Annotated in this window: 20 protein-coding genes; 5 read left to right on the top strand and 15 right to left on the bottom strand. The window is 27.3% G+C overall.

Annotation, left to right across the window (positions count from 1 at the left end; translation table 11 throughout):
* Positions 1-6 precede the first annotated feature (6 nt).
* From ftsX to BLP75_RS09310, 7 genes are all read right to left on the bottom strand, one after another.
* Positions 7-903 carry a permease-like cell division protein FtsX gene (gene ftsX, locus BLP75_RS09340; RefSeq protein WP_170139059.1) on the bottom strand — a complete coding sequence of 299 codons (897 nt, stop codon included), beginning with the start codon at positions 901-903 and terminating at the stop codon, positions 7-9.
* Positions 887-1,573: a cell division ATP-binding protein FtsE gene (locus BLP75_RS09335; RefSeq protein WP_092725544.1), complete on the bottom strand. Its 687-nt coding sequence runs from the start codon at positions 1,571-1,573 to the stop codon at positions 887-889. Before BLP75_RS09335 ends, ftsX begins: the two co-directional genes overlap by 17 nt.
* A gap of 223 nt (positions 1,574-1,796) precedes the next feature.
* Complete coding sequence (locus tag BLP75_RS09330; RefSeq protein ID WP_092725543.1) at positions 1,797-2,750, bottom strand: S8 family peptidase; 954 nt, start codon at positions 2,748-2,750, stop codon at positions 1,797-1,799.
* A gap of 51 nt (positions 2,751-2,801) precedes the next feature.
* Complete coding sequence (locus BLP75_RS17995; protein WP_139149833.1) at positions 2,802-3,974, bottom strand: MORN repeat-containing protein; 1,173 nt, start codon at positions 3,972-3,974, stop codon at positions 2,802-2,804.
* 128 nt (positions 3,975-4,102) lie between these two features.
* Positions 4,103-4,372, bottom strand: a complete 270-nt coding sequence (locus tag BLP75_RS09320) for a hypothetical protein (protein ID WP_092725542.1) — start codon at positions 4,370-4,372, stop codon at positions 4,103-4,105.
* 102 nt (positions 4,373-4,474) lie between these two features.
* Positions 4,475-5,491, bottom strand: coding sequence for a 3'-5' exonuclease (locus BLP75_RS09315; RefSeq protein ID WP_092725541.1), 1,017 nt, complete (start codon positions 5,489-5,491; stop codon positions 4,475-4,477).
* A 154-nt stretch (positions 5,492-5,645) separates the two neighbouring features.
* Positions 5,646-6,506, bottom strand: coding sequence for a tRNA 2-thiocytidine biosynthesis TtcA family protein (locus BLP75_RS09310; RefSeq protein ID WP_092725540.1), 861 nt, complete (start codon positions 6,504-6,506; stop codon positions 5,646-5,648).
* Between the two features lie 302 nt (positions 6,507-6,808).
* On the opposite strand from BLP75_RS09310, the gene BLP75_RS09305 reads away from it, so the two are divergent.
* Genes BLP75_RS09305 through BLP75_RS09295 form a run of 3 tightly spaced genes read left to right on the top strand, consistent with a single transcriptional unit; the run spans position 6,809 to position 7,886 of the window.
* The gene (locus BLP75_RS09305) at positions 6,809-7,018 is read left to right on the top strand and encodes a spore coat associated protein CotJA (RefSeq protein WP_092725539.1); all 210 of its coding nucleotides are present in this window, start codon (positions 6,809-6,811) and stop codon (positions 7,016-7,018) included.
* On the top strand, positions 7,018-7,284 hold the full coding sequence (locus tag BLP75_RS09300; RefSeq protein ID WP_092725538.1) for a spore coat protein CotJB: 267 nt from the start codon (positions 7,018-7,020) through the stop codon (positions 7,282-7,284). Before BLP75_RS09305 ends, BLP75_RS09300 begins: the two co-directional genes overlap by 1 nt.
* A 29-nt stretch (positions 7,285-7,313) precedes the next feature.
* The gene (locus tag BLP75_RS09295; protein ID WP_092725537.1) at positions 7,314-7,886 is read left to right on the top strand and encodes a manganese catalase family protein; all 573 of its coding nucleotides are present in this window, start codon (positions 7,314-7,316) and stop codon (positions 7,884-7,886) included.
* Positions 7,887-8,349: 463 nt separating this feature from the next.
* Here BLP75_RS09295 and BLP75_RS09290 read toward each other — a convergent pair whose 3' ends face one another.
* The 3 genes from BLP75_RS09290 to dut form a co-directional block, all read right to left on the bottom strand.
* A complete protein-coding gene (locus BLP75_RS09290) occupies positions 8,350-8,757 on the bottom strand; it encodes a hypothetical protein (RefSeq protein WP_092725536.1) in 408 nt (135 codons plus the stop codon).
* A gap of 173 nt (positions 8,758-8,930) precedes the next feature.
* Positions 8,931-10,376, bottom strand: a complete 1,446-nt coding sequence (locus tag BLP75_RS09285; RefSeq protein ID WP_092725535.1) for a C40 family peptidase — start codon at positions 10,374-10,376, stop codon at positions 8,931-8,933.
* Positions 10,377-10,884: 508 nt separating this feature from the next.
* Positions 10,885-11,316 carry a dUTP diphosphatase gene (gene dut, locus BLP75_RS09280; protein WP_092725534.1) on the bottom strand — a complete coding sequence of 144 codons (432 nt, stop codon included), beginning with the start codon at positions 11,314-11,316 and terminating at the stop codon, positions 10,885-10,887.
* A 105-nt stretch (positions 11,317-11,421) separates the two neighbouring features.
* Between dut and BLP75_RS09275 the strand changes: the two genes are divergently transcribed.
* Together BLP75_RS09275 and BLP75_RS09270 are read left to right on the top strand one after the other, a co-directional pair.
* Positions 11,422-12,054, top strand: a complete 633-nt coding sequence (locus BLP75_RS09275; RefSeq protein ID WP_092725533.1) for a hypothetical protein — start codon at positions 11,422-11,424, stop codon at positions 12,052-12,054.
* Between the two features lie 85 nt (positions 12,055-12,139).
* Positions 12,140-14,335 carry a DNA topoisomerase gene (locus BLP75_RS09270; RefSeq protein WP_092725532.1) on the top strand — a complete coding sequence of 732 codons (2,196 nt, stop codon included), beginning with the start codon at positions 12,140-12,142 and terminating at the stop codon, positions 14,333-14,335.
* 306 nt (positions 14,336-14,641) lie between these two features.
* On the opposite strand, the gene BLP75_RS09265 is transcribed toward BLP75_RS09270, so the two are convergent.
* The 5 genes from BLP75_RS09265 to glyS all read right to left on the bottom strand — a co-directional run bounded on the left by BLP75_RS09265 (position 14,642) and on the right by glyS (position 21,629).
* A complete protein-coding gene (locus BLP75_RS09265) occupies positions 14,642-14,890 on the bottom strand; it encodes a zinc ribbon domain-containing protein (RefSeq protein WP_092725531.1) in 249 nt (82 codons plus the stop codon).
* A 165-nt stretch (positions 14,891-15,055) separates the two neighbouring features.
* Complete coding sequence (ppdK, locus tag BLP75_RS09260) at positions 15,056-17,680, bottom strand: pyruvate, phosphate dikinase (RefSeq protein WP_092725530.1); 2,625 nt, start codon at positions 17,678-17,680, stop codon at positions 15,056-15,058.
* 36 nt (positions 17,681-17,716) lie between these two features.
* Positions 17,717-18,553, bottom strand: coding sequence for a pyruvate, water dikinase regulatory protein (locus tag BLP75_RS09255; RefSeq protein ID WP_092725529.1), 837 nt, complete (start codon positions 18,551-18,553; stop codon positions 17,717-17,719).
* A 10-nt stretch (positions 18,554-18,563) separates the two neighbouring features.
* Positions 18,564-19,202: a transcriptional regulator CcpN gene (gene ccpN / locus BLP75_RS09250; RefSeq protein WP_092725528.1), complete on the bottom strand. Its 639-nt coding sequence runs from the start codon at positions 19,200-19,202 to the stop codon at positions 18,564-18,566.
* A gap of 360 nt (positions 19,203-19,562) precedes the next feature.
* A complete protein-coding gene (gene glyS, locus BLP75_RS09245) occupies positions 19,563-21,629 on the bottom strand; it encodes a glycine--tRNA ligase subunit beta (RefSeq protein WP_092725527.1) in 2,067 nt (688 codons plus the stop codon).
* Position 21,630: the final 1 nt, after the last annotated feature.

The following is a 21,630-nucleotide window of genomic DNA, read 5'->3' as shown; positions in this document are numbered from 1 at the left end:
CTATGTTTATACTTTTAAGTGTTTTTTAACTGATATAGCACTACCTAAAACACCTACTAATATACCTGTAATAGCTAAAACAGATATAAGTGATAGTGATATACTTGCTAATGGTAAAACAGTCCCTCCCATTATAGTACTTATAACTTCTCTAATTTTATCAAGTATATAGCTATACATCCCTATACAAATGCCTATAGATAAAACTGAACCTAAAAATCCTATAATGAAACCTTCAACTATAAATGGTGCTATAACAAATCTATTACTAGCTCCAACATATTTTATTATTTGTATTTCTTCTTTTTTACTGTATACTCGACTTTTTATAGTATTAGATATTATTACTAAGCATATAAGAAGTAATCCTAATATAAGTAATCCGCCAAACTTTATGACTGTATTTGATATATTTAAGAAGTTTTGCATTACATCTTGATGATACTTAACATCTAATACTCCATCAAATTTTAATATTTTATTCGATATTGATTTAATTGCATTTGGGTTATCAATTGTTAATATATAGCAGTCTTCTAATGGATTATCTACTCCATCTAAAAGATATGCATCTTCTCCCCAGCTTTTTTTCATTTCATTAAAAGATGTTTCTTTTGTTTTAAATTCTATATTATTTATACCTTCAATTTCATCCATTTCAGTTTTTAGCTCTATTCTAGCATCATCATCTAAGTCTGATTTAATTTCTACTCTTACCTCATTAATCTCATCTTTAGCTGAATTAATAAATTGATTTATATTTAATACTATAGTTAAAACTATTCCAAGTATTATAAGTGATGCCGTAACGGACATTGTTGATATAAAACTCATAGTTTTATTATGAAAAACACCTTTTATTCCTTGTTTTAAACTATATAAAATTTTAGACACCGTCTTCATATGCATCCCTCTTTGTATCTCTTATTATTTTTCCATTTTTTACTTCCACAACTCTAGGAGAAAATAGCTTTAATATTTCTGTATCATGAGTTGCCATTATAACTGTAACATTTTCTTTGTTTATTTCCTTTAATAAATTTAAAATTCCGACTGAATTATCTATATCTAAATTCCCAGTACACTCATCAGCTATAATTATAGATGGCTTATTTACTATAGCTCTTGCTATACCAACTCTTTGACATTCACCACCTGATAATTCAGATGGATACCTTCCATGTTTATCTGCAATACCTACTTTATGTAATACTTCCATTACCCTAGGCTTTATTGTTTTAGGAGGTGCTCCTACAACTCTCATTGCTAGCTCTACATTTTCAAAAACAGTTTTATCCTGTAATAGCTTGAAATCTTGGAAAACAACACCTAATTTTCTTCTATAATTATGTATTTTATTAATTTTAATCTTTGTAACTTCTTCACCTAGTACAGATACTCTTCCTGATGATACTTTTTCTTCTCTAGTTAATAATTTAAGTAAAGTAGACTTCCCTGCTCCTGAGTGACCTACTAAAAATACAAATTCGCCTTGTTTTATACCTAAATTTATATTATCTAATGATTTGTTACCATCACCATAGATTTTATCTACATTAGTAAACTTAATCAATTTCATCACTCCATATATCATTTTTCGTTAATTTATATATTAAATTTTTTATTCTTTTCTAATTATACACAATTTCAATTTATTTTGTAACCTTTTTGTAACTAAAATTTAAATTTATTTGTTTTATTAAATCAAATTTAATTATATATACATATTTTTTAAATGAATTTGTATGAAAAATGACCGCATAATAATATTATTATACGGTCATTTTTGTTATTTTCTAATATTTTATTTTTCCTTTTATTTTAATTTGTTCTAAATAAACTAATCCATTACCTTGAACAGATCTACTATATTGTAGTAATTTTGTATGTTTAATTAATTGAGCATATAATTCAGTTTCATTTAAGTCTCTTTTAAATTCTTCTTTTGACCAATTTTTAAGTAGTGCCAAACTACCTGTAACATGAGGAGTTGCCATACTGGTTCCACTTAATATTGCAAACTGATTTTTAGGATATGTTGATAATATATCTACTCCAGGAGCTACTACATCGATATTTAAATTAGCATTACTAAAATTTGCTGGTATTCCCTTTTTATCTACTGCTCCTACTGAAATTACTTCTTCATATGCAGCAGGATATGAATATTCAAAATCCTCAGCATTTCCATCTCCTTCATTTCCTGCAGCACAAACTATAGATATTCCTTTATTTACAGCTTCTTTAACCGCTTTTTGTAGCTTATCCGTACTTTGAGGCATTCCTAATGACATGGATATAATATCAACTTTTAAGCTTATTGCATAATATATTGCATTTACTACCCAACTTAATTTTCCAGATCCAGTTCGATCTATTGCTTTTAGCACGTATATACTTGATCTAGGAGCTACACCTAATATAGTATTGTTATCACCATTTGCTGCAATAGTGCCTACTACATGAGTTCCATGTCCAACTCTATCTGTTACAATATTAGAATTTTTACCGTCTTCATCGGTAAAATTCCTAACCCCTGCTATATTATTTTTTAAACTCTCGTGATTTATATCACACCCAGAGTCTATTACAGCTATTTTTACACCTTCACCTTGAGTTCCCTCTACCCATAAACTCTTAGCTTTTATCATATTCACTCCATATGGAGCTTTTGATTGTGGTCCTCTTATTTCTTGATTTAATATAAAAGGAAGTAATTTTACATTCATATCTTCTTGGTTCTTTTTCATAAATAATCACTCCAAATTTTTTCTATACTTAATTATATATATTTGAAATGATTATGGTGATTGCTTCTTTTTCTTCTTAAGATAATGCTTTATATTAAGAAGTACCTTTTCTTCATTATTTCCACTTATATCTACATCAAATAAATATTTTTCTTCGTCATCTTCTAGTTTATATATTCCTTGGACTATATTCTGATTTTCTATAACTACATCTAATATTTCTTTAGATCCTAAATAATAAGTTCCTATTTTTCCTTTTTGATTTTTATTCCATTCTCCTACATACTTATAAAAATCACATATATAAGAACCTATCCCATCTTTTTGTCCAGATTTAAAATCTCCTTCATATATGCTATTGTCATAGTATTTATATTGGCCTACTCCATCAAATAAATCATCTTTGAAATTTCCTTCATATACTTCTTTATTTCTAAATTTTAAAATTCCAGTACCTTTCTTAACCCCATACTTATATTCGCCTTCATATATATTGCCATGTATATCTGTGTAGCATCCATGTCCATGAAACACATTTTCTTTAAATTCTCCAACATACTTACTTCCATCTTTATACTTATACTCACCTTTTCCATCTATTTTACTTCTATTGAACTGACCCTCATAAATATCTCCGTTAGATTTTATTAATTTGCCTTCCCCTGATTGGTAATCATCTTCCCATTCTCCTATATACTTACTTCCATCTTTATAATATAATACGCCTCTACCGTTTTTTTTATTGTCTCTAAAATATCCTTTATATATATCCTTATTTTTGTATGTATACATACCTAATCCTTCTATCATACCGAATTTAAAGTCCCCACTATAAGTTGATCCATCATTATATATGTACTTTCCTACACTATGCATTTTATCATCTTTCCAAAGACCTTCATATCTCTCTTTATTTGCAAATACACAAATTCCAAATCCATTTCGTTTTCCATTTATAAGTTCACCTTTATATACATCACCATTATCATATTTACATACTTTCTCTCCATTTATTTTATTTATTTGTTTATCATTTTTTATCTCTTTATAATCACATAAATTTATATTAATATTGTTTGTTTGACATCTCATGCCTACATCAGATTTAGGAGTCTTCTTCTTAGAGTTAATAATAAATTTAATTATTAATAGTAGAATAAAACCAGCAGATAAAAATATAAATACACCAAGTATTGTCATTATATAATCTGTTATAACCTTCATAATTAACATTCTCCTTCCAGATTTATAAAATACATATGTTAATTTATATTTATACATGTCCTGCTTTATGCTTATTTAATTTTTTATAATTCTACAAAACAAAAAAAGATGAATTATATAATTCATCTTTACTCGATAATATCACAATATACTTTTTCAAGTTCTTTTATATTTATACTAAGTTGATTTTCTCCAATATAGCTTTTATGTTGATTGTAGCTTAAAACTGATTCTTCTATTTCATTTAACTTGCTTTTTATATTTTCTAATCTGTCTTCTTTATAATATCCTTGAGCATAATCTTTTTTTATATTTACCCTAGTTTTCATTATGTTTTTTATAAACAACGATACTTTCTTTTTTGTACATATTTTTTTTCTATTTTCTAATACATTCATACTAAATCCCCTTTGGCTTATTGCAAACCTTTAATTCTTTATACAATATTTTACTATATTAAAACTATTTTTAACAGAAAAAACTGTCGACATATTAATACATCAACAGCTTTCTTGTAGAAAATTACTATAATTTATTCCCTCATAACTTAAATCTTCTTCAAATAATTTTAGTATATTTTTTAGTTCTTGGTTATATTCATCACTATTTAATTTATAAAGCATTAAGTCTTCAATCAAATCTTTCATATCAAAATATAAATTCTCAAGTAAATAAAAATATCCTATTTTTATATCTTTAATTTTATCAATTGTATCAAACTTTCTATTTATATCTTTTAAAGCTTCAATATTATAAATATCGATATTTTGAAGAGTATGTAAATATAGTACAACCGTTTTTATAACTTCAATGGACATATAATCATTATTATATTCATTCTTCTCATCATAAAAACTATTTTTATATTTTTCAAAGCATAGCTCTAAATTCTCATTTATATTTATAAATGGTGGTCTTATAAAATCTTTTATAATTAAAATCTCTCTTATTTCTTCATGTTTTTCTAAGACATCGTCTAATACATATAAATTATATGCATCATATAATGGATCATGAGCATCCCCTTCAAACTCTACATTTGCACATTGAAGTAAATTTTTCAATGATACGTAGTTCATACACCTTATTCCATAGTTCAAATATTTATCTTTAATATCTACAAATAGATCTTTAATATTATTTACAAATCTTGGATGATTGTGTTTTTGAGCACTTTTTTTATCTGTATTATTAAAACAAGTTAAATCTAAGCTCCCAAATGTATATATTCCTTCTATTTCAGAAAATGTTCCTAACCATTTTTTAAACTTTCTCATAACCTCCTCATATGTAGGCGCTGTATCTATATCTTCTTGGCTAATTTGAGTTAGTTCCTCTATATGAGGATATATATCTTGATTGCTTACAGGCTTTATTAATGATTTAAATTCATCAAATTTTCCAGTATTAGTATCATATTGTATTGCACCTATTGCAATTATATCTGCATTTAACATATCTCTTTTATTTTTAGCACTTGGCATATTCATTTCAAAATCGATATATACTTTTTTCAATATAAACCATCCCCTTCTAAATCCTTCTCCTTATATTTTATCATTTTATATTTAGTTTTTTGATATATATTTTTCTAATATAGAATTTTTCTACATAAATTTATATATTAAAAACCGATGATATATAATATCATCGGTTTTTAATAATTCATATTTATTCATATCTCTCCATAAAAGAGTGTTTTTTCCCGTCTTCTTGCCATCCTAATACAGAATCTAAATTTACATTTTCTGCAGCTTTAAATATTGATTTTTCTACATCTTTAAAGTTATCTCCAAGATTTTTTATTAAATCTTTTATTTCATATCTCTTATTTCCTGTTTTTTTAGCTGCCACCATACATGCACAATTTAGTGGCCATATTCCACTATTTTGTATAAATCTTATTATGTGCTCTTCTCTTATATAGTACAATGGTCTTATTATTTGAATTCCATCAAAATTAGTAGAATTTAATTTAGGTAACATCGTTTTAAAGTTACCAGCACATAATAAATTTAACATTGTAGTTTCTATAACATCATCATAATGATGTCCTAATGCTAATTTATTGCATCCTAGCTCTTCAGCTTTAGAATATAGGGCACCTCTTCTCATTCTTGCACACATATAACATGGATAATCTTTAGCTATTTCATCTGCTATTTCAAATATTCTTGAATCAAATAAATGTATAGGTATATCTAGATATTCACAGTTATCTACAAGAAGTTTTCTTATATCTTCATGGTATCCTGGATCCATTGCTATAAATTCTAAATCAAAGTTAACTTGTCCATGTCTTTTTAATTCTTGGAACATCTTAGCCATAAGTAAGCTATCTTTTCCTCCAGATATAGCAACAGCTATTTTATCGCCTTCTTCAACTAATTTATAATCTCTTATGGCTTTTATAAATTTAGACCATAAATGCTTTCTATATTTCTTTATTATACTTCTTTCTATGTCTCTTAATGGTTGTCTCTCATCAAAAGGAACTATAATTTCACAACCTTTTCCTGCTAATTCGCTCATTTTTTCACCTCATTTTTATGCAAACATGCAAATTATTTTATCACATTTATCATTGAAAATTCAAGTAATTGATAAATTTATTTTATCATTAATCGACTAATTTTTAATAATAGTATATTATTATTATTTTTATTTTCTATAAAATTAATCATTTTAAACTTTTTGTTATCTATTATATAGTTTTTTTAATTAAAGTTATGAAATATTTAAATATGTTTATACTTTATTGTAACGATTTTTACTTGTACGAATAATATGTTAATAGATAGACATTATCTAGTATTTGACAAGGAGGGTTATAAATGCAAAATAAAAACAGAGGCATGGCTAAAGAATGTGGGGATTCTTTAGTTAGACCATATGTGAACAATCAAACTTTTACGAAAATGTACAATACTTCTACTGCGCTTAAAAATGGGACTATATTTCCAGAATTATTTTTACTAGATTCTGAGATGTATAATAAAAATTTGTACGCTAATCCTAAAAAACAATCAGGAGGTAGAAGATAATGAAAAGAGAATCTAGACAAGATCTTTTAAATAAAGTGCAAGAATTAAGTTTTGCAGCTTTAGATATGAACTTATATTTAGATAATCATCCTGATGATAAAAAAGCTATTAATACTTACAACAATTTTTGTACTCAACTTTTACAAGCTAGAACAGCTTATGAAAGTAAATATGGTCCTTTAACTAATTTTGGTTATTCACCAAGTAGATATCCTTGGCAATGGGTTGATAATCCTTGGCCTTGGGACAGAGCATTTTATAATTAAATCATTTTATAGGGGAGGATTAAGGATTTATGTGGATATATCAAAAAACACTACAACACCCTGTTAATTTAAAAAACGGGGATTTACAAATGGCTAAATACCTAGTTACTCAATTTGGAGGTCCAAATGGAGAACTTGGAGCCGCTTTAAGATATTTAAGTCAAAGATATACTATGCCAACAGGAAAATCGCGTGCACTTTTAACTGATATAGGAACTGAGGAACTTGCTCATGTTGAAATGATTTCAACTATGGTATATCAGTTAACTTATGATGCAACACCAGAACAACTTCGAGCTGCAGGGCTTGGATCTAGTTATGCTCAAAATGGATTTGGAATCTATCCAACAGATGCTAATGGAGTTCCTTTTAGTGCTGCGCCTATAGCTGTTATGGGGAATGCTGTTACAGATTTACACGAAGATATGGCTGCTGAGCAAAAAGCTTTAGCTACTTACTATCATCTTATAAATTTAACTGATGATGTAGATATAATAAATGTTTTAAGATTCTTAGGGGAAAGAGAAATAGTGCATTATCAAAGATTCGGTGAAGCATTAATGGACGTTTATGACTTTGAAGAAAGGCAACAAGTATTTTAATAAAAAACTATAGAGTATCTCAATTAGAGATACTCTATTTTTATGTTTATAATAAAAAAGAGCTATCATATATTAAGATAACTCTTTCAGTTATTGCGTTCTGAATTTAGCACTATTAATCTCCTTTTGCAAAATTGCATTTTGTATCTTACTTAATTTATCTGTAAAATGAATTCATAACATTTTCATATTCACTTATTCAATATCATAGTCTGGTGAGTAATCATATTCCATTTCATTTTCATAATCAAGATATAGTAAATCCAAAGTATTTTCCATATATATATCCTCCTAATTATATTTATTTTATATTTTAATGAAATTTATTTTTTTTAACTTTCATGTTTAAATTAGTATATGCAAGACAGACAAAAAAATTTCCATTTATTACAAATTTGTTTTTGTTTCTATTCTAACTTTTTTATATTAAAATAAAACTCCCCCTACATTGTAGGTGGAGTTTTTAAACATTAGATAATACTCTTACTTTTATGTCTTCATTTAAAGTACTAAATGAAGATATACTTTCTATATCATTAATTAAAAAAACTTGTAAATAATCATTCAATGCTTTTAAAGAGCTATACTCTTTTCTATCACTGAAATAATAATATAAATTTTTTATATATTTTAGGTAACACTTATTAATCCTTAAATCAACATATAACGAATCGCTACTACACCTTGAAGACTGAAATAGTTCTTTCAACCTCATATATGCACATTGGGCATCCTTACTTATATATTGATTGCTCAACCTTTCATCCAAAGCTTCTTCTATACTATATAAAGCAGCCCTATTTATAAATAAGTCTATATAGTAATCATTTTTACTATATTTAAATTGATAAAAATCAGTTATCGCGCTCATAGTTACACTCCTTATACCTCATATCTGATTTTTGCTTCCTCTATATATTATTTTCATTTCCAACTAATATTTATACATCTAAATACAATTAAAATTTTAATTATATATTTAAACTTAAATACAATAAAAAAAGTATGCAAAAATTAATTTTGCATACTTTTATATTTAATATATTATAATACTCTTCTTGCATTTACAAATGCATTATTGTAATAGCTACTCATATTAGATATAATTACTTTTTTACCACTTGATGATGCATGTATAAATTGATTTCCACCCATATAGATACCAACATGACTTACATAACCATTATTTGATCCATCAGTATCAAAGAATATTAAGTCTCCTTTTTGTAGATTGCTTCTACTTACTGATTGACCAAATTTACTTTGGTCTCTAGAAACTCTTGGTATACTCACTCCTACAGATTTTTTAAATACATATTGAGTAAATCCTGAGCAGTCAAAACTGTTAGGACCTTCTGCACCCCACACATATGGCTTGCCTAATAATGTTTTACCAAAGTTGATTACCTTATCAGCTTTTTCACTTGATGGTATATTTTCATTATTTCCACCTGAAGATATATCATCTTTATTTGATAGATATTGGCTAGATATATACCCTATTTGACCATTGTATTTTATCTTAGACCATCCGTTTGATTCAGATATGTATCCTACTTCATATCCTTTATTTAGCTTTCCTATAGACGAATAACTTGTACTTGGTCCTTTTCTAAAGTTTACTGAGTTTCCATTTACAACCTTAGTTGATTTTACTGATTCATCCGTATTTCCTGATGGTGGATTAACGCTTTCATCTTTATTTGATAGATATTGGCTAGATATATACCCTATTTGACCATTATATTTTATCTTAGACCATCCATTTGATTCAGATATATATCCTACTTCATATCCTTTATTTAACTTTCCTATAGATGAATAACTTGTACTTGGTCCTTTTCTAAAGTTTACTGAATTTCCATTTACAACTTTAGTAGACTTTACTGATTCATCTGTATTTCCAGATGGCGGATTAACGTTTCCATCTGAATTAGATAAATATTGACTAGACATGTATCCTATCTGACCATTATAACTTATTTTAGACCATCCATTTGATTCAGATATATATCCTACTTTATCACCTTTATTTAACTTTCCTATAGATGAATAGCTTGTACTTGGTCCCTTTCTAAAGTTTACTGAGTTTCCATTTACAACCTTAGTTGATTTTACAGTATTATCTGAATTATCAGTTGGAGGTGTTGTATTTGAGTTTCCTGATGTTGAGACATAATCTCCATGTACATAACCAACTTGACCATTATATTTTACATTGATCCATGATCCACTCTTACCTATATATTCAACCTTATATCCTTTATTTAACTTTCCAATAGATGAATAATTTGTTCCTGGACCCTTTCTAAAATTAACTGAATTTCCTGTTATAGATCTATAATCTATACTTCTTTGATTTGTATTATCTTCATTTATATTTACTTGTTGTATATTTTCTTCATCTGCATGAGATATAGTAACTGCCATTGGCACTACTATTGATGTAGCTAATAAGCTAGCAGCCACTTGTTTTTTATTCTTATCCATAAATTTTTATTACAGGCATAAGCTCTGTAATTTACTCCTCTCCTTCCTAATTTAACATTATTACTTTATGTATAAAGCTATATATATTTTTTAAGCCTTATATGTATTTTATATTTATAAAAATTTTGATTGTTATCTGCTTAATTTATAATAAAATAGGATATTATCTATCCTATATTTATTTATCTTTTATATAATTTTAAGTATAATAAAGCAATTAGAGCTGTAATACTATTATGGCAAATTTGTAAGTTTATGTCTATAAAAATAGAAAACTGTAATAAATTTACAGATTATTTTCAAATTAATTCCAAATTAAACTATTTTTTCAAATTAATATTTATATTAATTTATACAGTACATATAATAAATTTAATTTCTAAAAAGTCACTTCGCTCCTATCGCCAATTACCTAAAAAACAGATCCTTTGCTCAAGTCTAGTAGTTGGTATTATATACAAAATAAAAAAGATTGCTAATTATTTTAGCAATCTTTTTTACTTTATATTTAATATCCAGTAGATCCAAATCCACCTTCACCTCTATCAGTGTCATTTAATTCATTTACTTCTAATATATTTATATCATAGATAGGTTTTACTACCATCTGAGCTATCTTCATATTTTTAGTTACTATAAAGTCTTCTTTTCCATGATTTATTAAAATAACACCCACTTCCCCTCTATATCCTTCGTCTATTGTTCCTGGTGTGTTTAATACCGTCACAGAGTGTTTAAGGGCTAATCCACTTCTTGGTCTAACTTGAGCTTCCGTATTTTTTGGTAATTCAAGACTTATTCCAGTTTTTATAAGTCTTGATTCTGTAGAAGGAATCTTTACCTCCTCTATCGAATATAAATCCATACCAGCATCACCTTTATGTGCAAAACTAGGGATTATGGCATCTTCATGTAGCTTTTTTATTTTAAGTGTATACATCTAATCTCTCCTTTTGTGATTTTATATAACTATTATATACTAAATTATTTTAACTAATCTATTTTTCTTAACTAATTTTTAAAATAATATTTTAGGAGGAATAAAATGAACTTATTACCTATACCTTGGATGAAGCAAAAGTTAGAAGTCCTTTATGAGGCAAACTTATACGGGAACTTATATATAATGTATACTGACCTTAACTTTAAAAACTACACAAATATAACTACATCAATTTTATTGGATTTATTAGATGACTGTAATATAAATGTAGATAATAATAATCCATTATATATTTATTTACCTTTAGAATTAGATTTCTTTACTAGAGATCTAATAGTTAATTTTAAATCTTTATTTAAAGAAAATTTATACATTATATTAGGTGGATATAAAAATAAATTTAATAATGATACAGAACTTGATATAGTTGAAAAATTATATATTAAATATCCTCAACTTAACAATCTTATTGATTACGCTTATTTAATCGATGACTCTAAATGTTATGAAATTTTCACATCTTTATCTGATACTCAAAGGGTTTACATTAAGCCAGAATCATCTTGTACTATTTCAGGATTAACTTTAAACTATCATTTAAAAAACTTAAATCCTACTAATGTAAATCATTTAGCATTTGTAAACTTAATGGATGAGTGTGAAAATGGAAATTTCCTTGATTGTTATATAAAAGGATTCACTAATAATAACAATAATTTTAATTATAATTTATAGACTGCCTTGCAGTCTTTTCTTTTTTTATGATAATATATTTAAGGTTATGATGTAAAATTTTGACTAATTTGAAGGGAGGTTCTTTATGAAACTAATATTAGCCGAAAAACCATCAGTTGCAAAAACAATAGCATCATTTTTAGGTGCTAAAACAAGATGTGACGGATATTTCGAAGGAAATGGATATATAGTTACATATGCAGTTGGACATCTAGTTGGTTTATACGATATGAAAGATTATGATAAAGATAGATACTCTGGTTCATGGAGAATGGATAATTTTCCTTTTATACCTAATGAAAAATTTAAATTTAAAGTTGATAGTTCTAAGAAAAAGCAGTTTGATATAGTAAAAAAACTTTTACATAGAGATGATATTGAGTATATTATAAATGCTACAGATAATGATCGCGAGGGAGAGTTAATCTCCTTTTTAATCTTTTTACTTGCAAAAAATAAAAAACCTGTAAAAAGGATCCTTGTAAATGAATGGACACCTGAAGATATTACAAGAGGTATAAATAACTTAAAAGATGATTGTGATATGAGAAATCTGCAGGCAGCTGGATACACTAGACTTATAACAGACTGGCTTATAGGAATTAACTTTACGTCTGTAGCTACTTTAAAATATGGTAATGGTAAGTTACTTAACATAGGTCGTGTAATACTTCCTACCGTAAAGTTAGTTTATGACAGAGATATGGAAATTTTAAACTTTATTCCTAAAACTTATTATGAAATAGAAGGACATTTTAAATGTGATAACGGAGAATATAAAGGTAAATATATAAAAGGTAAAGAAAGTAAATTCGATACAATCGAAGAAGTTAATGAAGTTATAAATAGCATAAAGTCTGATACTGGTAAGATATTGGATAAAAAGGTTAGTATGTCTAAAGAATATGCACCAAAACTTTTCAGTTTAACATCTTTACAAGGATATATTACATCAAAGTATTCAAATTTCACATCTGATAAAGTTTTAAGTGTATGTCAGTCGTTATATGAAGGTAAAGGTAAAGGTGGGTATATAACATACCCTAGAACTGATTCAATTTACTTAGAAGAAAGTTTAGCATCTAAAGTATCACAAGCTTTAGATAAACTAAAATTAGGTTTACCTTATGAAGATAAAATTAAATTCTCTAAAACAAAAAGAGTTTTTGATTCTTCTAAAGTTGATAGCCATAGTGCTATAACACCTACATATATAATTCCTAATAATTTAAGTAAAGACGAATCAATAGTATATAATGCTATTAAAGATAGATTCATTGCTAACTTTATGCCACCTGCTGAATATGAAAATACTGAAATCAAAACGGATGTAGATAGTAATATATTTTTAACTAAAGGTAAGGTTTTAAAAACAAAAGGATATCTTGAAGTTTATAATAAAGAGGAAAAAGATGATTTACTTCCTATTGTAAATAAGGATGAAATAGTTGATGTTATAGATATAAAGCCTTTAACTAAACAAACTACACCTCCTAAGCCTTATACTGAAGATACTTTACTTAAGGCTATGAAAAACTGTGGTAAAAATGTTTCAGATGATGATACTACTGTTTTATCAGGGTATTCAATAGGTACTTCAGCTACACGTGCTGACGTTTTAAAGAAAATTCTTCAAGTTGGATATGTTAATAAAAAAGGAAAATCTTATGCAATAACTGATTTAGGTAAAAACTTAGTTGAAATATTCCCTGTAAAAGATTTGTTAGATGTAGACTATACAGGTAAACTAGAAAAAAGTCTAAGTGATATTCAAAAAGGAACTTTTACTAGAAAAGAATACTTAACTAATATAATGAACTTTATATATTCAAATGTTAATTTAATAAAAAATGATTCACCTAAAAATATAAGCACTGAAAATTATATATATAATCCTAAAACTAAGAAATTTACTAAAGAATCACATAAATCATCTAGTGAACCCAAGTCTAAAAATACAAAGTCACCTAGTATAACTAATGAATCTTTAGGTAAATGCCCTATTTGTCAATCAGATGTAGTTGAAATAGAAAAAGGCTACATTTGTAATAACTATAAAGAATGTAGATTTGGTATATGGAAAAATGATAAGTTTTTAGAGTATTATAAGAAAAAGCCTAATAAAACTATGGTAAAAAGTATTTTAAAAAATGGACAAGCCAAGGTTAAGTCTCTAACTTCTAAACAAGGAAATAAATTTGATGCTATCTTAAAATATTCAAAAAAAGATAATGGATATTTTGGTTGGGATATAGAAATAGAAAAAGAAACTACAAAGTAGTTTCTTTTTTTAATTTTTCAAAAAATTAGTAACCTTATTAAAAAAAATTCATATTATTATTGTAGTAGTAAAATATTTCTTTTCATATATTTAATCCTACCTTAAATATATATCTTGTTTATTTATAAATAAGAATTCGAAATACTAAATTAGCCTATAATTATTCACTTCTATATTAAAACAAAATCTTAATCTAAAATTTTTAAAGATGATTTTGTTGAAATTCTATTTTATAAGAATATTATCCTAAATGGATAACTTATAATTACTAGAATTATAAAAAAGGTTGCTAAAAATTAGCAACCTTTATTCTTTTTGATTTAAACTTTCATCAATTTTACATCTTGCCATCTTAATAAAATCAGAAAAATTATAGTTTTTTAATTTACAACCACACTTTGGACAGTATTCTAATTTTTTAGAAACCAAAGCTTTACAATTTGGTTCTGGACATCTAATTTTCTCATTAGCTTCATATACTTTTAATCCACATCTAGGACATATAGTTCCTGGTCTTGAAGATACCTCTTTCCCGCACCTTGGACATTTAGTCATATTATTCCCCCCATTCTATATATAACTAAATTTCAAAACATTTCAATATATAATATGCAATATATGAGCTATATGTGAAAATTTAATATAACTAAAAAATCTCTTACCTAACTAAACATTTTAACTATGTTTATATTAAGTAAGAGATTTATTTTTTATTTAAACTTATTTATTTTTTTTAATTGCTGCTTGAGCTGCTGCAAGTCTTGCTATTGGAACTCTAAATGGTGAGCAAGATACATAGTTAAGTCCTAAATTATAGCAAAATTCTACTGTTGAAGGTTCTCCTCCATGTTCTCCACATATACCTAGTTTTAAATTTGGTTTAGCGCTTTTTCCTAATTTAACACCCATTTCAACTAATTTTCCAACACCTTTTTGATCTAATACCTCAAATGGATCTTTCTCTAATAACTCTCTATTTACATATTCTCCTAAGAACTTGCCTGCATCATCTCTTGAATATCCAAAAGTCATTTGAGTTAAGTCATTAGTACCAAAGCTAAAGAAGTCTGCTTCTTGAGCTATTTCATCAGCAGTTAAACAAGCTCTAGGTATTTCTATCATTGTTCCTATCGTATAATCTATTTTTAAGCCTTCTTGTGCTATTATATTATCTATAGTTTCTTTTATCATTTCTCTTATTACTTTTAATTCTTTTACTTCACCAACTAAAGGTATCATTATTTCAGGTATTACTTTTACACCTTCTTTAGTTGCTTGTATTGCACCTTGTATTATAGCCTTAGCTTGCATATCATATATTTCTGGGAATGTTATTGCTAATCTACACCCTCTATGTCCAAGCATAGGGTTAAACTCATCTAAATCTACTATTCTTCTTTTTATCTCACTAGGATCTAGTTTCATTATATTAGCTAAGCTATTTATAGATTCTTCATCATGAGGTAAGAATTCATGTAATGGTGGATCTAGTAGTCTTATATTTACACATTTACCATCCATAACTTTAAATATTTCAAAGAAATCTTTTCTTTGCATTGGTAATAATTTTTCTAGTGCAACTACTCTTTGTTCTAATGTTTTTGATAGTATCATTTCTCTTACTGCTGGTATTCTATCTTCTTCAAAGAACATATGCTCAGTTCTACATAATCCTATTCCTTCAGCTCCAAATTTAACTGCACAAGCAGCATCTCTTGGATTATCCGCATTTGTTCTTACCATCATATCTCTATATTTATCTACCCATGTCATTAACACCTCAAAGTTACCTGTTAATGATACGTCTGTTTTTTCAACAGCTCCTATATATACACAACCTGTTGAACCGTCTAATGAGATATATTCACCTTCTTGTATTACTGCATTTTCTGTTCTTATTTCTTTATTATGTTCATCTACTTTGATTTCTGAACATCCAGCAACACAACATTTACCCATACCACGAGCTACAACGGCTGCATGAGATGTCATTCCACCTCTTGCAGTAAGAATACCTTCTGCACAAATCATACCTTCTATATCTTCAGGTGATGTTTCAAGTCTTACAAGTATAGCTTCTTCACCTTTTTCATGCGCTTTAACAACATCTTCAGCATTAAAGTAAACTTTTCCACTTGCTGCACCTGGAGATGCTGGTAATCCTTTAGCTATAACTGTAGCTTGATTTAAAGCTTTACTTTCAAAGCTTGGATGTAATAATTGATCTAATTGCTTAGGATCAATTCTCATTAAAGCTTCTTTTTCATCTATAATTTTGTCATCAACTAAGTCAACAGCTATATTTATAGATGCACTTGCTGTTCTCTTTCCATTTCTAGTTTGTAATATATATAATTTTTCTCTTTCTATAGTAAACTCTATATCTTGCATATCTTTATAATGATTTTCAAGTATAGAAGTAATTTTCACAAATTCATCGTATGCTTTTGGCATAACATCTTTAAGTGAAGATATATTTTGAGGTGTTCTTATTCCTGCAACTACATCTTCTCCCTGTGCATTTATTAGGAATTCTCCAAAAAGTTTATTCTCTCCTGTTGATGGGTTTCTTGTAAATGCTACTCCTGTACCACTAGTTTCACCCATATTTCCAAATACCATAGATTGAATATTTACTGCTGTTCCTAAATTATGAGCTATATCATTTAACTTACGATATATTGTTGCACGTGGATTATTCCATGATTTAAATACTGCCTTTATAGCAAGCATTAATTGTTCCTTTGGTTCTTCTGGGAACTCTTGTCTTATTTCTTTTTTATAAATTTCTTTGTATTTTTTTACTATTTCTTTTAAATCTTCTACTGTTAATTCAGTATCAAACTTGTATCCTTTACTTTCTTTTGCATCATCTAGTACATTTTCAAATTTATACTTAGGTATTCCCATTGCTACATCAGAGAACATTTGTATAAATCTTCTATAACTATCATATGCAAATCTTTCATTTTGAGTTGCTTTAGATAAAGCTTGTACGCTTATATCATTTAATCCTAAGTTTAATATTGTATCCATCATACCAGGCATAGAGAATACTGCACCTGAACGAACTGATAATAAAAGTGGATTTTCGTGGCATCCTAATTTTTTATTTAAATTATTTTCTAGATTTTCTAAATGTTTTTCTATTTCTTTTACTATTTCATCTCTTATTGTTTCACTATTTATATAATAATCATTACATGCATCTGTAGTAATTGTAAAACCTGGAGGGACCGGTAATCCTATTTTTGTCATTTCAGCAAGGTTTGCACCTTTACCTCCAAGTAAAGATTTCATTTCTTTATTACCTTCATTAAAACTATAAACATATTTAGCTTCCATTATTTAAACACCCCATTAATTTATTTTTAGCGAATTTTATTTTTCGCCGTCTTTGTACACTCTTAACCCATTTTCTTTCATAATATCAAGAATAATTCCTGCTGTTTCTTCTATTGCTTTGCTAGATACATCTATTACAGGACATCCTATTCTTTTCATTATTTGCTCTGAATAATCTAACTCTTGAAGTATTCTTTCTAAGTTAGCATAACTTGCATTGCTCGATAATCCTAACGCCTTAAGTCTTTCTTGTCTTATTATGTTAAGTTTCTCTGGAGTATTAGTAAGACCTATAATTTTTTTCGGATTTATTTCAAATACCTCTTTAGGTATAGGTATTTCTGGAACTAAAGGAACATTGGCAACCTTTATATTCTTATTAGCTAGATACATACTTAGTGGTGTTTTCGATGTTCTCGATATTCCAACTAATACAATATCTGACTTTAATACACCTCTTGGGTCTTTTCCATCATCGTATTTAACAGCAAATTCTATAGCTTCAACTCTTTTGAAGTAGCTTTCATCTAATTTTCTTATGATACCAGGCTCTCTTTTAGGTTTTATATTAGTTTTATTTGTTATCTCTCTTAGTAAGGGTGTCATTAAGTCCACATGGCTTAATCCTTCTTCTTCACAGAAACTCTTAGTTGTATTTAATAAATTTTCATCAACTAAAGTGTATACGATTATTGCATTTTCATTTTTACCACTATTTAGTATTTCCAATAAAAATTTAGAATCTACTACATAAGGGAATCTCCTAATTTCATAATCTTCATTCATATTAAATTGAGATATAGCAGCCTTTGTAACTTGCTGCGCTGTTTCACCTACAGAGTCTGATATTACATATATAATTAAATTTTCCATATATTCCTCCTTAATTGTCAGTCAACTCTAAAAATAACTTAGTTATGTTAGTTTTAGACATTCTACCTACAGCCTTAGCTTGTGTTTTGTCATGCTTATCATATTCAATTACAGGTATAGAATCTACTTCATGCTCTATTATTTTCTTAGCTGCTAATACGATATCTTCATCCTTAGTTATAGTTACTACATTAGGCATTCTAGTCATTATCATTCCTATAGGCATTTTATTAATATCTGCCCCTCCTATTGTAGCTTTTAATAAATCTTTTCTAGATACGATTCCACATAGAAACTCATCATCATCTATTATAAAGATGCTTCCTACATCGGCTAAAAACATTGTTACTATAACTTCGTATATGCTCATATCTTTTTTTACTAATATAGGCATACTCATTATATCTTCAACTTTTTTATCTTTTATTTTGTTGCTCATTAAATTAATTTCGCTAACTCCAGAGTAAAAATATCCAACTTTCGGTCTTGCGTCTAGAATTCCTGTCATAGTTAATATAGCCAAATCAGATCTTAATGTTGCACGAGTTACATTTAAATGAGCAGCAATACTTTCACTTGTTATAGGCTCATTAGCTTTTACAATATCAATAATTTTTAATTGTCTTTGATTAAGTTGAATAATACTCACCTTCTTTCATTTGTGCTATACTATTTATCACTTGCACCTTATATAGTATATTATATATCCATTTATATGCACATGTAAATGTTTTTGTTCTATTTTTTATATACTTTTTATTTTTAAGTGTACACTATTTAGTTTTTTAACTTAATTAATGGGGTTTATTTATTAAATAATGTAGCTAAATTGTTTATTATACATTCTATTATAATATATTATTGCTTATATTAACCAATTTTAAATCTAATTTGTGCAATTTTTATCATACTTTTACCTAACTTATATACTTACACAAACCTATATATCTTATTTATATTTAAAAACGATAATAAGGCTAAAGGTTAATCCCCTTTAGCCTCATCTATATTATTTATAAACTATCTTAGATAAATCGCATATACTTAACATTGTATCATATATCTGTTTAAGTAATCCTAATCTATTATTCTTTATAGCTTCATCCTTATCCATTACCATAACACTATCAAACATAGCATCTATTGATGGTCTAAGTGATGCAAAACAATCTAGAGACTCGCTGTATTTTTTTTCATTCAGTAGTTCATTTACTTTCTCTTTGATAACTTTAAATTCATTGTATAACTTAACTTCAGCATCTTCTTTTAATAAACTTTCAGACACTTCACTAGAAACAGATTTTTGAGCTAAAGTAGAAACTCTATTGAATGCTGTTAACATTTCCACTAATTCATCTTTTTGTAACCAGTTGTTAAGTTCTATAGCTCTTAAGTTCATATCAGATATATCATCTATATTAGAACTTAATACTGCATCTATAACATCATATCTTATTCCTAATTCTCTGAATAAGTTTTTGATTCTTTCTTTGAAGAATTCCATCATTTGTGCTGTAACTTCTTCTTTGTTGAACTCTATGTTAGTATAATTTTCTAATGCTAGCTCTACTAATGATTTTAAGCTTACATCTATTTTGCTATCCATTATTATATTAATTATACCTAACGCTTGACGTCTTAATGCATAAGGATCTTGTGAACCAGTTGGTTGTATACCTATTGCAAAGAATCCTGCTATTGAATCTAATTTATCTGCTATAGATAAAGCTATACCTGGGTTTGTTTTTGGAAGTATATCTCCTGCAAACCTAGGTAAGTAATGCTCAAATATAGCTTCACTTACTGCTTCATTTTCACCACTAACTTTTGCATACTCTCTTCCCATTATCCCTTGAAGTTCTGTAAATTCAAATACCATTCCTGTAACTAAGTCAGCTTTGCAAAGTTTTGCAGCTCTCTTTGTATCTTCATTTTCATTAGATAAATCTAATAAATTAAGTATATCTGTACTTAATTTTTCTATTCTTAAAGTTTTATCGTAAACTGTACCTAGCTTAGCTTGGAATACTACACTCTTTAATTTTTCTATATAGCTTTCTAAACTCTTTTTAGTATCTTCTTTATAGAAAAATAGTGCATCTGCAAGTCTAGCTTCTAAAACTTTTTCATTACCTTTTTTAACATTCTCTATTTTGTAATCATCACCATTTCTAACTGCTATAAAGTTTGGTAATAACTTACCATCTTTAAGAACAGGGAAATATCTTTGATGTTGTTGCATTGGTGTAGTTACGACTTCTTTTGGAAGTTTAGCATAATCTGCATCGAATTCTCCATAAAATGCTGTTGGATATTCTACTAGATGAGTTACCTCTTCTAATAAATCTTCATCAAATTCAATTTCTCCACCTAATGATTTTGCTACTTCTATACATTGTTTTTTAATTATTTCTTTTCTTTTCACTTGCTCTAATATTACATAATTTTCTTCTAATTTAGCAAAATAATCTTCAAGTGAAGTTACTTCAAACTCGCTTTTCCCTAAGAATCTATGTCCTTTAGTAACATTTGACGAAACTATGCCTTCTAAGTCTACTTCAAGTACATTATCATTTAATAATGTTACCATCCATCTTATAGGTCTAGCAAATTTCATATTTTTTCCACCCCAACGCATTGCTTTAGGGAATACTACAGACTTAACAGCTTCTGGCAGTATCGTTTTTAGTACTTGTGATGTATCACAACCTGCTTGTCTTATAGTTCCGAATATGTATTCATCTTTTCCAACAGTCTTAAATACTACATCTTCTTCTTTAAGACCTTTACTTTTCATAAATCCAAGTGCTGGTTTTGTAAAGTTTCCTTCTGCATCTATTGCAATTTTTTTAGAAGGACCTTTAACTTCTTCTTCTAAATCACTTTGTTTATCACTTATACCTTCAACTACAAAAGTTAATCTTCTTGGAGTTCCATAAGTTTTTATATCATTAAAGTTTATTCTATTTTCTTTAAATAATTTAGTTAAGTTACTTTTTATTTGTCCTAATGTAGACTCAACAAATCTTGATGGTAGTTCTTCAACTCCAACTTCAAATAAAAGATAGTTATTCATT

Origin of the sequence: Romboutsia lituseburensis DSM 797 (assembly GCF_900103615.1) — a bacterium.
Taxonomy (GTDB): domain Bacteria; phylum Bacillota; class Clostridia; order Peptostreptococcales; family Peptostreptococcaceae; genus Romboutsia_F; species Romboutsia_F lituseburensis.
This window is presented reverse-complemented; position numbering and strand designations above follow the sequence as displayed.

Bases quoted from the DNA above. Each gene is read 5' to 3' on its own strand.
- ppdK (WP_092725530.1), bottom strand. From the start codon at position 17,680: ATGGAAGCTAAATATGTTTATAGTTTTAATGAAGGTAATAAAGAAATG.
- glyS (WP_092725527.1), bottom strand. From the start codon at position 21,629: ATGAATAACTATCTTTTATTTGAAGTTGGAGTTGAAGAACTACCATCA.
- BLP75_RS09290 (WP_092725536.1), bottom strand. From the start codon at position 8,757: ATGAGCGCGATAACTGATTTTTATCAATTTAAATATAGTAAAAATGAT.
- ftsX (WP_170139059.1), bottom strand. From the start codon at position 903: ATGAAGACGGTGTCTAAAATTTTATATAGTTTAAAACAAGGAATAAAA.
- BLP75_RS09320 (WP_092725542.1), bottom strand. From the start codon at position 4,372: ATGAATGTATTAGAAAATAGAAAAAAAATATGTACAAAAAAGAAAGTA.
- BLP75_RS09285 (WP_092725535.1), bottom strand. From the start codon at position 10,376: ATGGATAAGAATAAAAAACAAGTGGCTGCTAGCTTATTAGCTACATCA.
- BLP75_RS09265 (WP_092725531.1), bottom strand. From the start codon at position 14,890: ATGACTAAATGTCCAAGGTGCGGGAAAGAGGTATCTTCAAGACCAGGA.
- BLP75_RS09330 (WP_092725543.1), bottom strand. From the start codon at position 2,750: ATGAAAAAGAACCAAGAAGATATGAATGTAAAATTACTTCCTTTTATA.
- BLP75_RS09300 (WP_092725538.1), top strand. From the start codon at position 7,018: ATGAAAAGAGAATCTAGACAAGATCTTTTAAATAAAGTGCAAGAATTA.
- BLP75_RS09295 (WP_092725537.1), top strand. From the start codon at position 7,314: ATGTGGATATATCAAAAAACACTACAACACCCTGTTAATTTAAAAAAC.
- BLP75_RS09255 (WP_092725529.1), bottom strand. From the start codon at position 18,553: ATGGAAAATTTAATTATATATGTAATATCAGACTCTGTAGGTGAAACA.
- BLP75_RS09305 (WP_092725539.1), top strand. From the start codon at position 6,809: ATGCAAAATAAAAACAGAGGCATGGCTAAAGAATGTGGGGATTCTTTA.
- BLP75_RS09270 (WP_092725532.1), top strand. From the start codon at position 12,140: ATGAAACTAATATTAGCCGAAAAACCATCAGTTGCAAAAACAATAGCA.
- BLP75_RS09275 (WP_092725533.1), top strand. From the start codon at position 11,422: ATGAACTTATTACCTATACCTTGGATGAAGCAAAAGTTAGAAGTCCTT.
- BLP75_RS09310 (WP_092725540.1), bottom strand. From the start codon at position 6,506: ATGAGCGAATTAGCAGGAAAAGGTTGTGAAATTATAGTTCCTTTTGAT.
- dut (WP_092725534.1), bottom strand. From the start codon at position 11,316: ATGTATACACTTAAAATAAAAAAGCTACATGAAGATGCCATAATCCCT.
- BLP75_RS17995 (WP_139149833.1), bottom strand. From the start codon at position 3,974: ATGAAGGTTATAACAGATTATATAATGACAATACTTGGTGTATTTATA.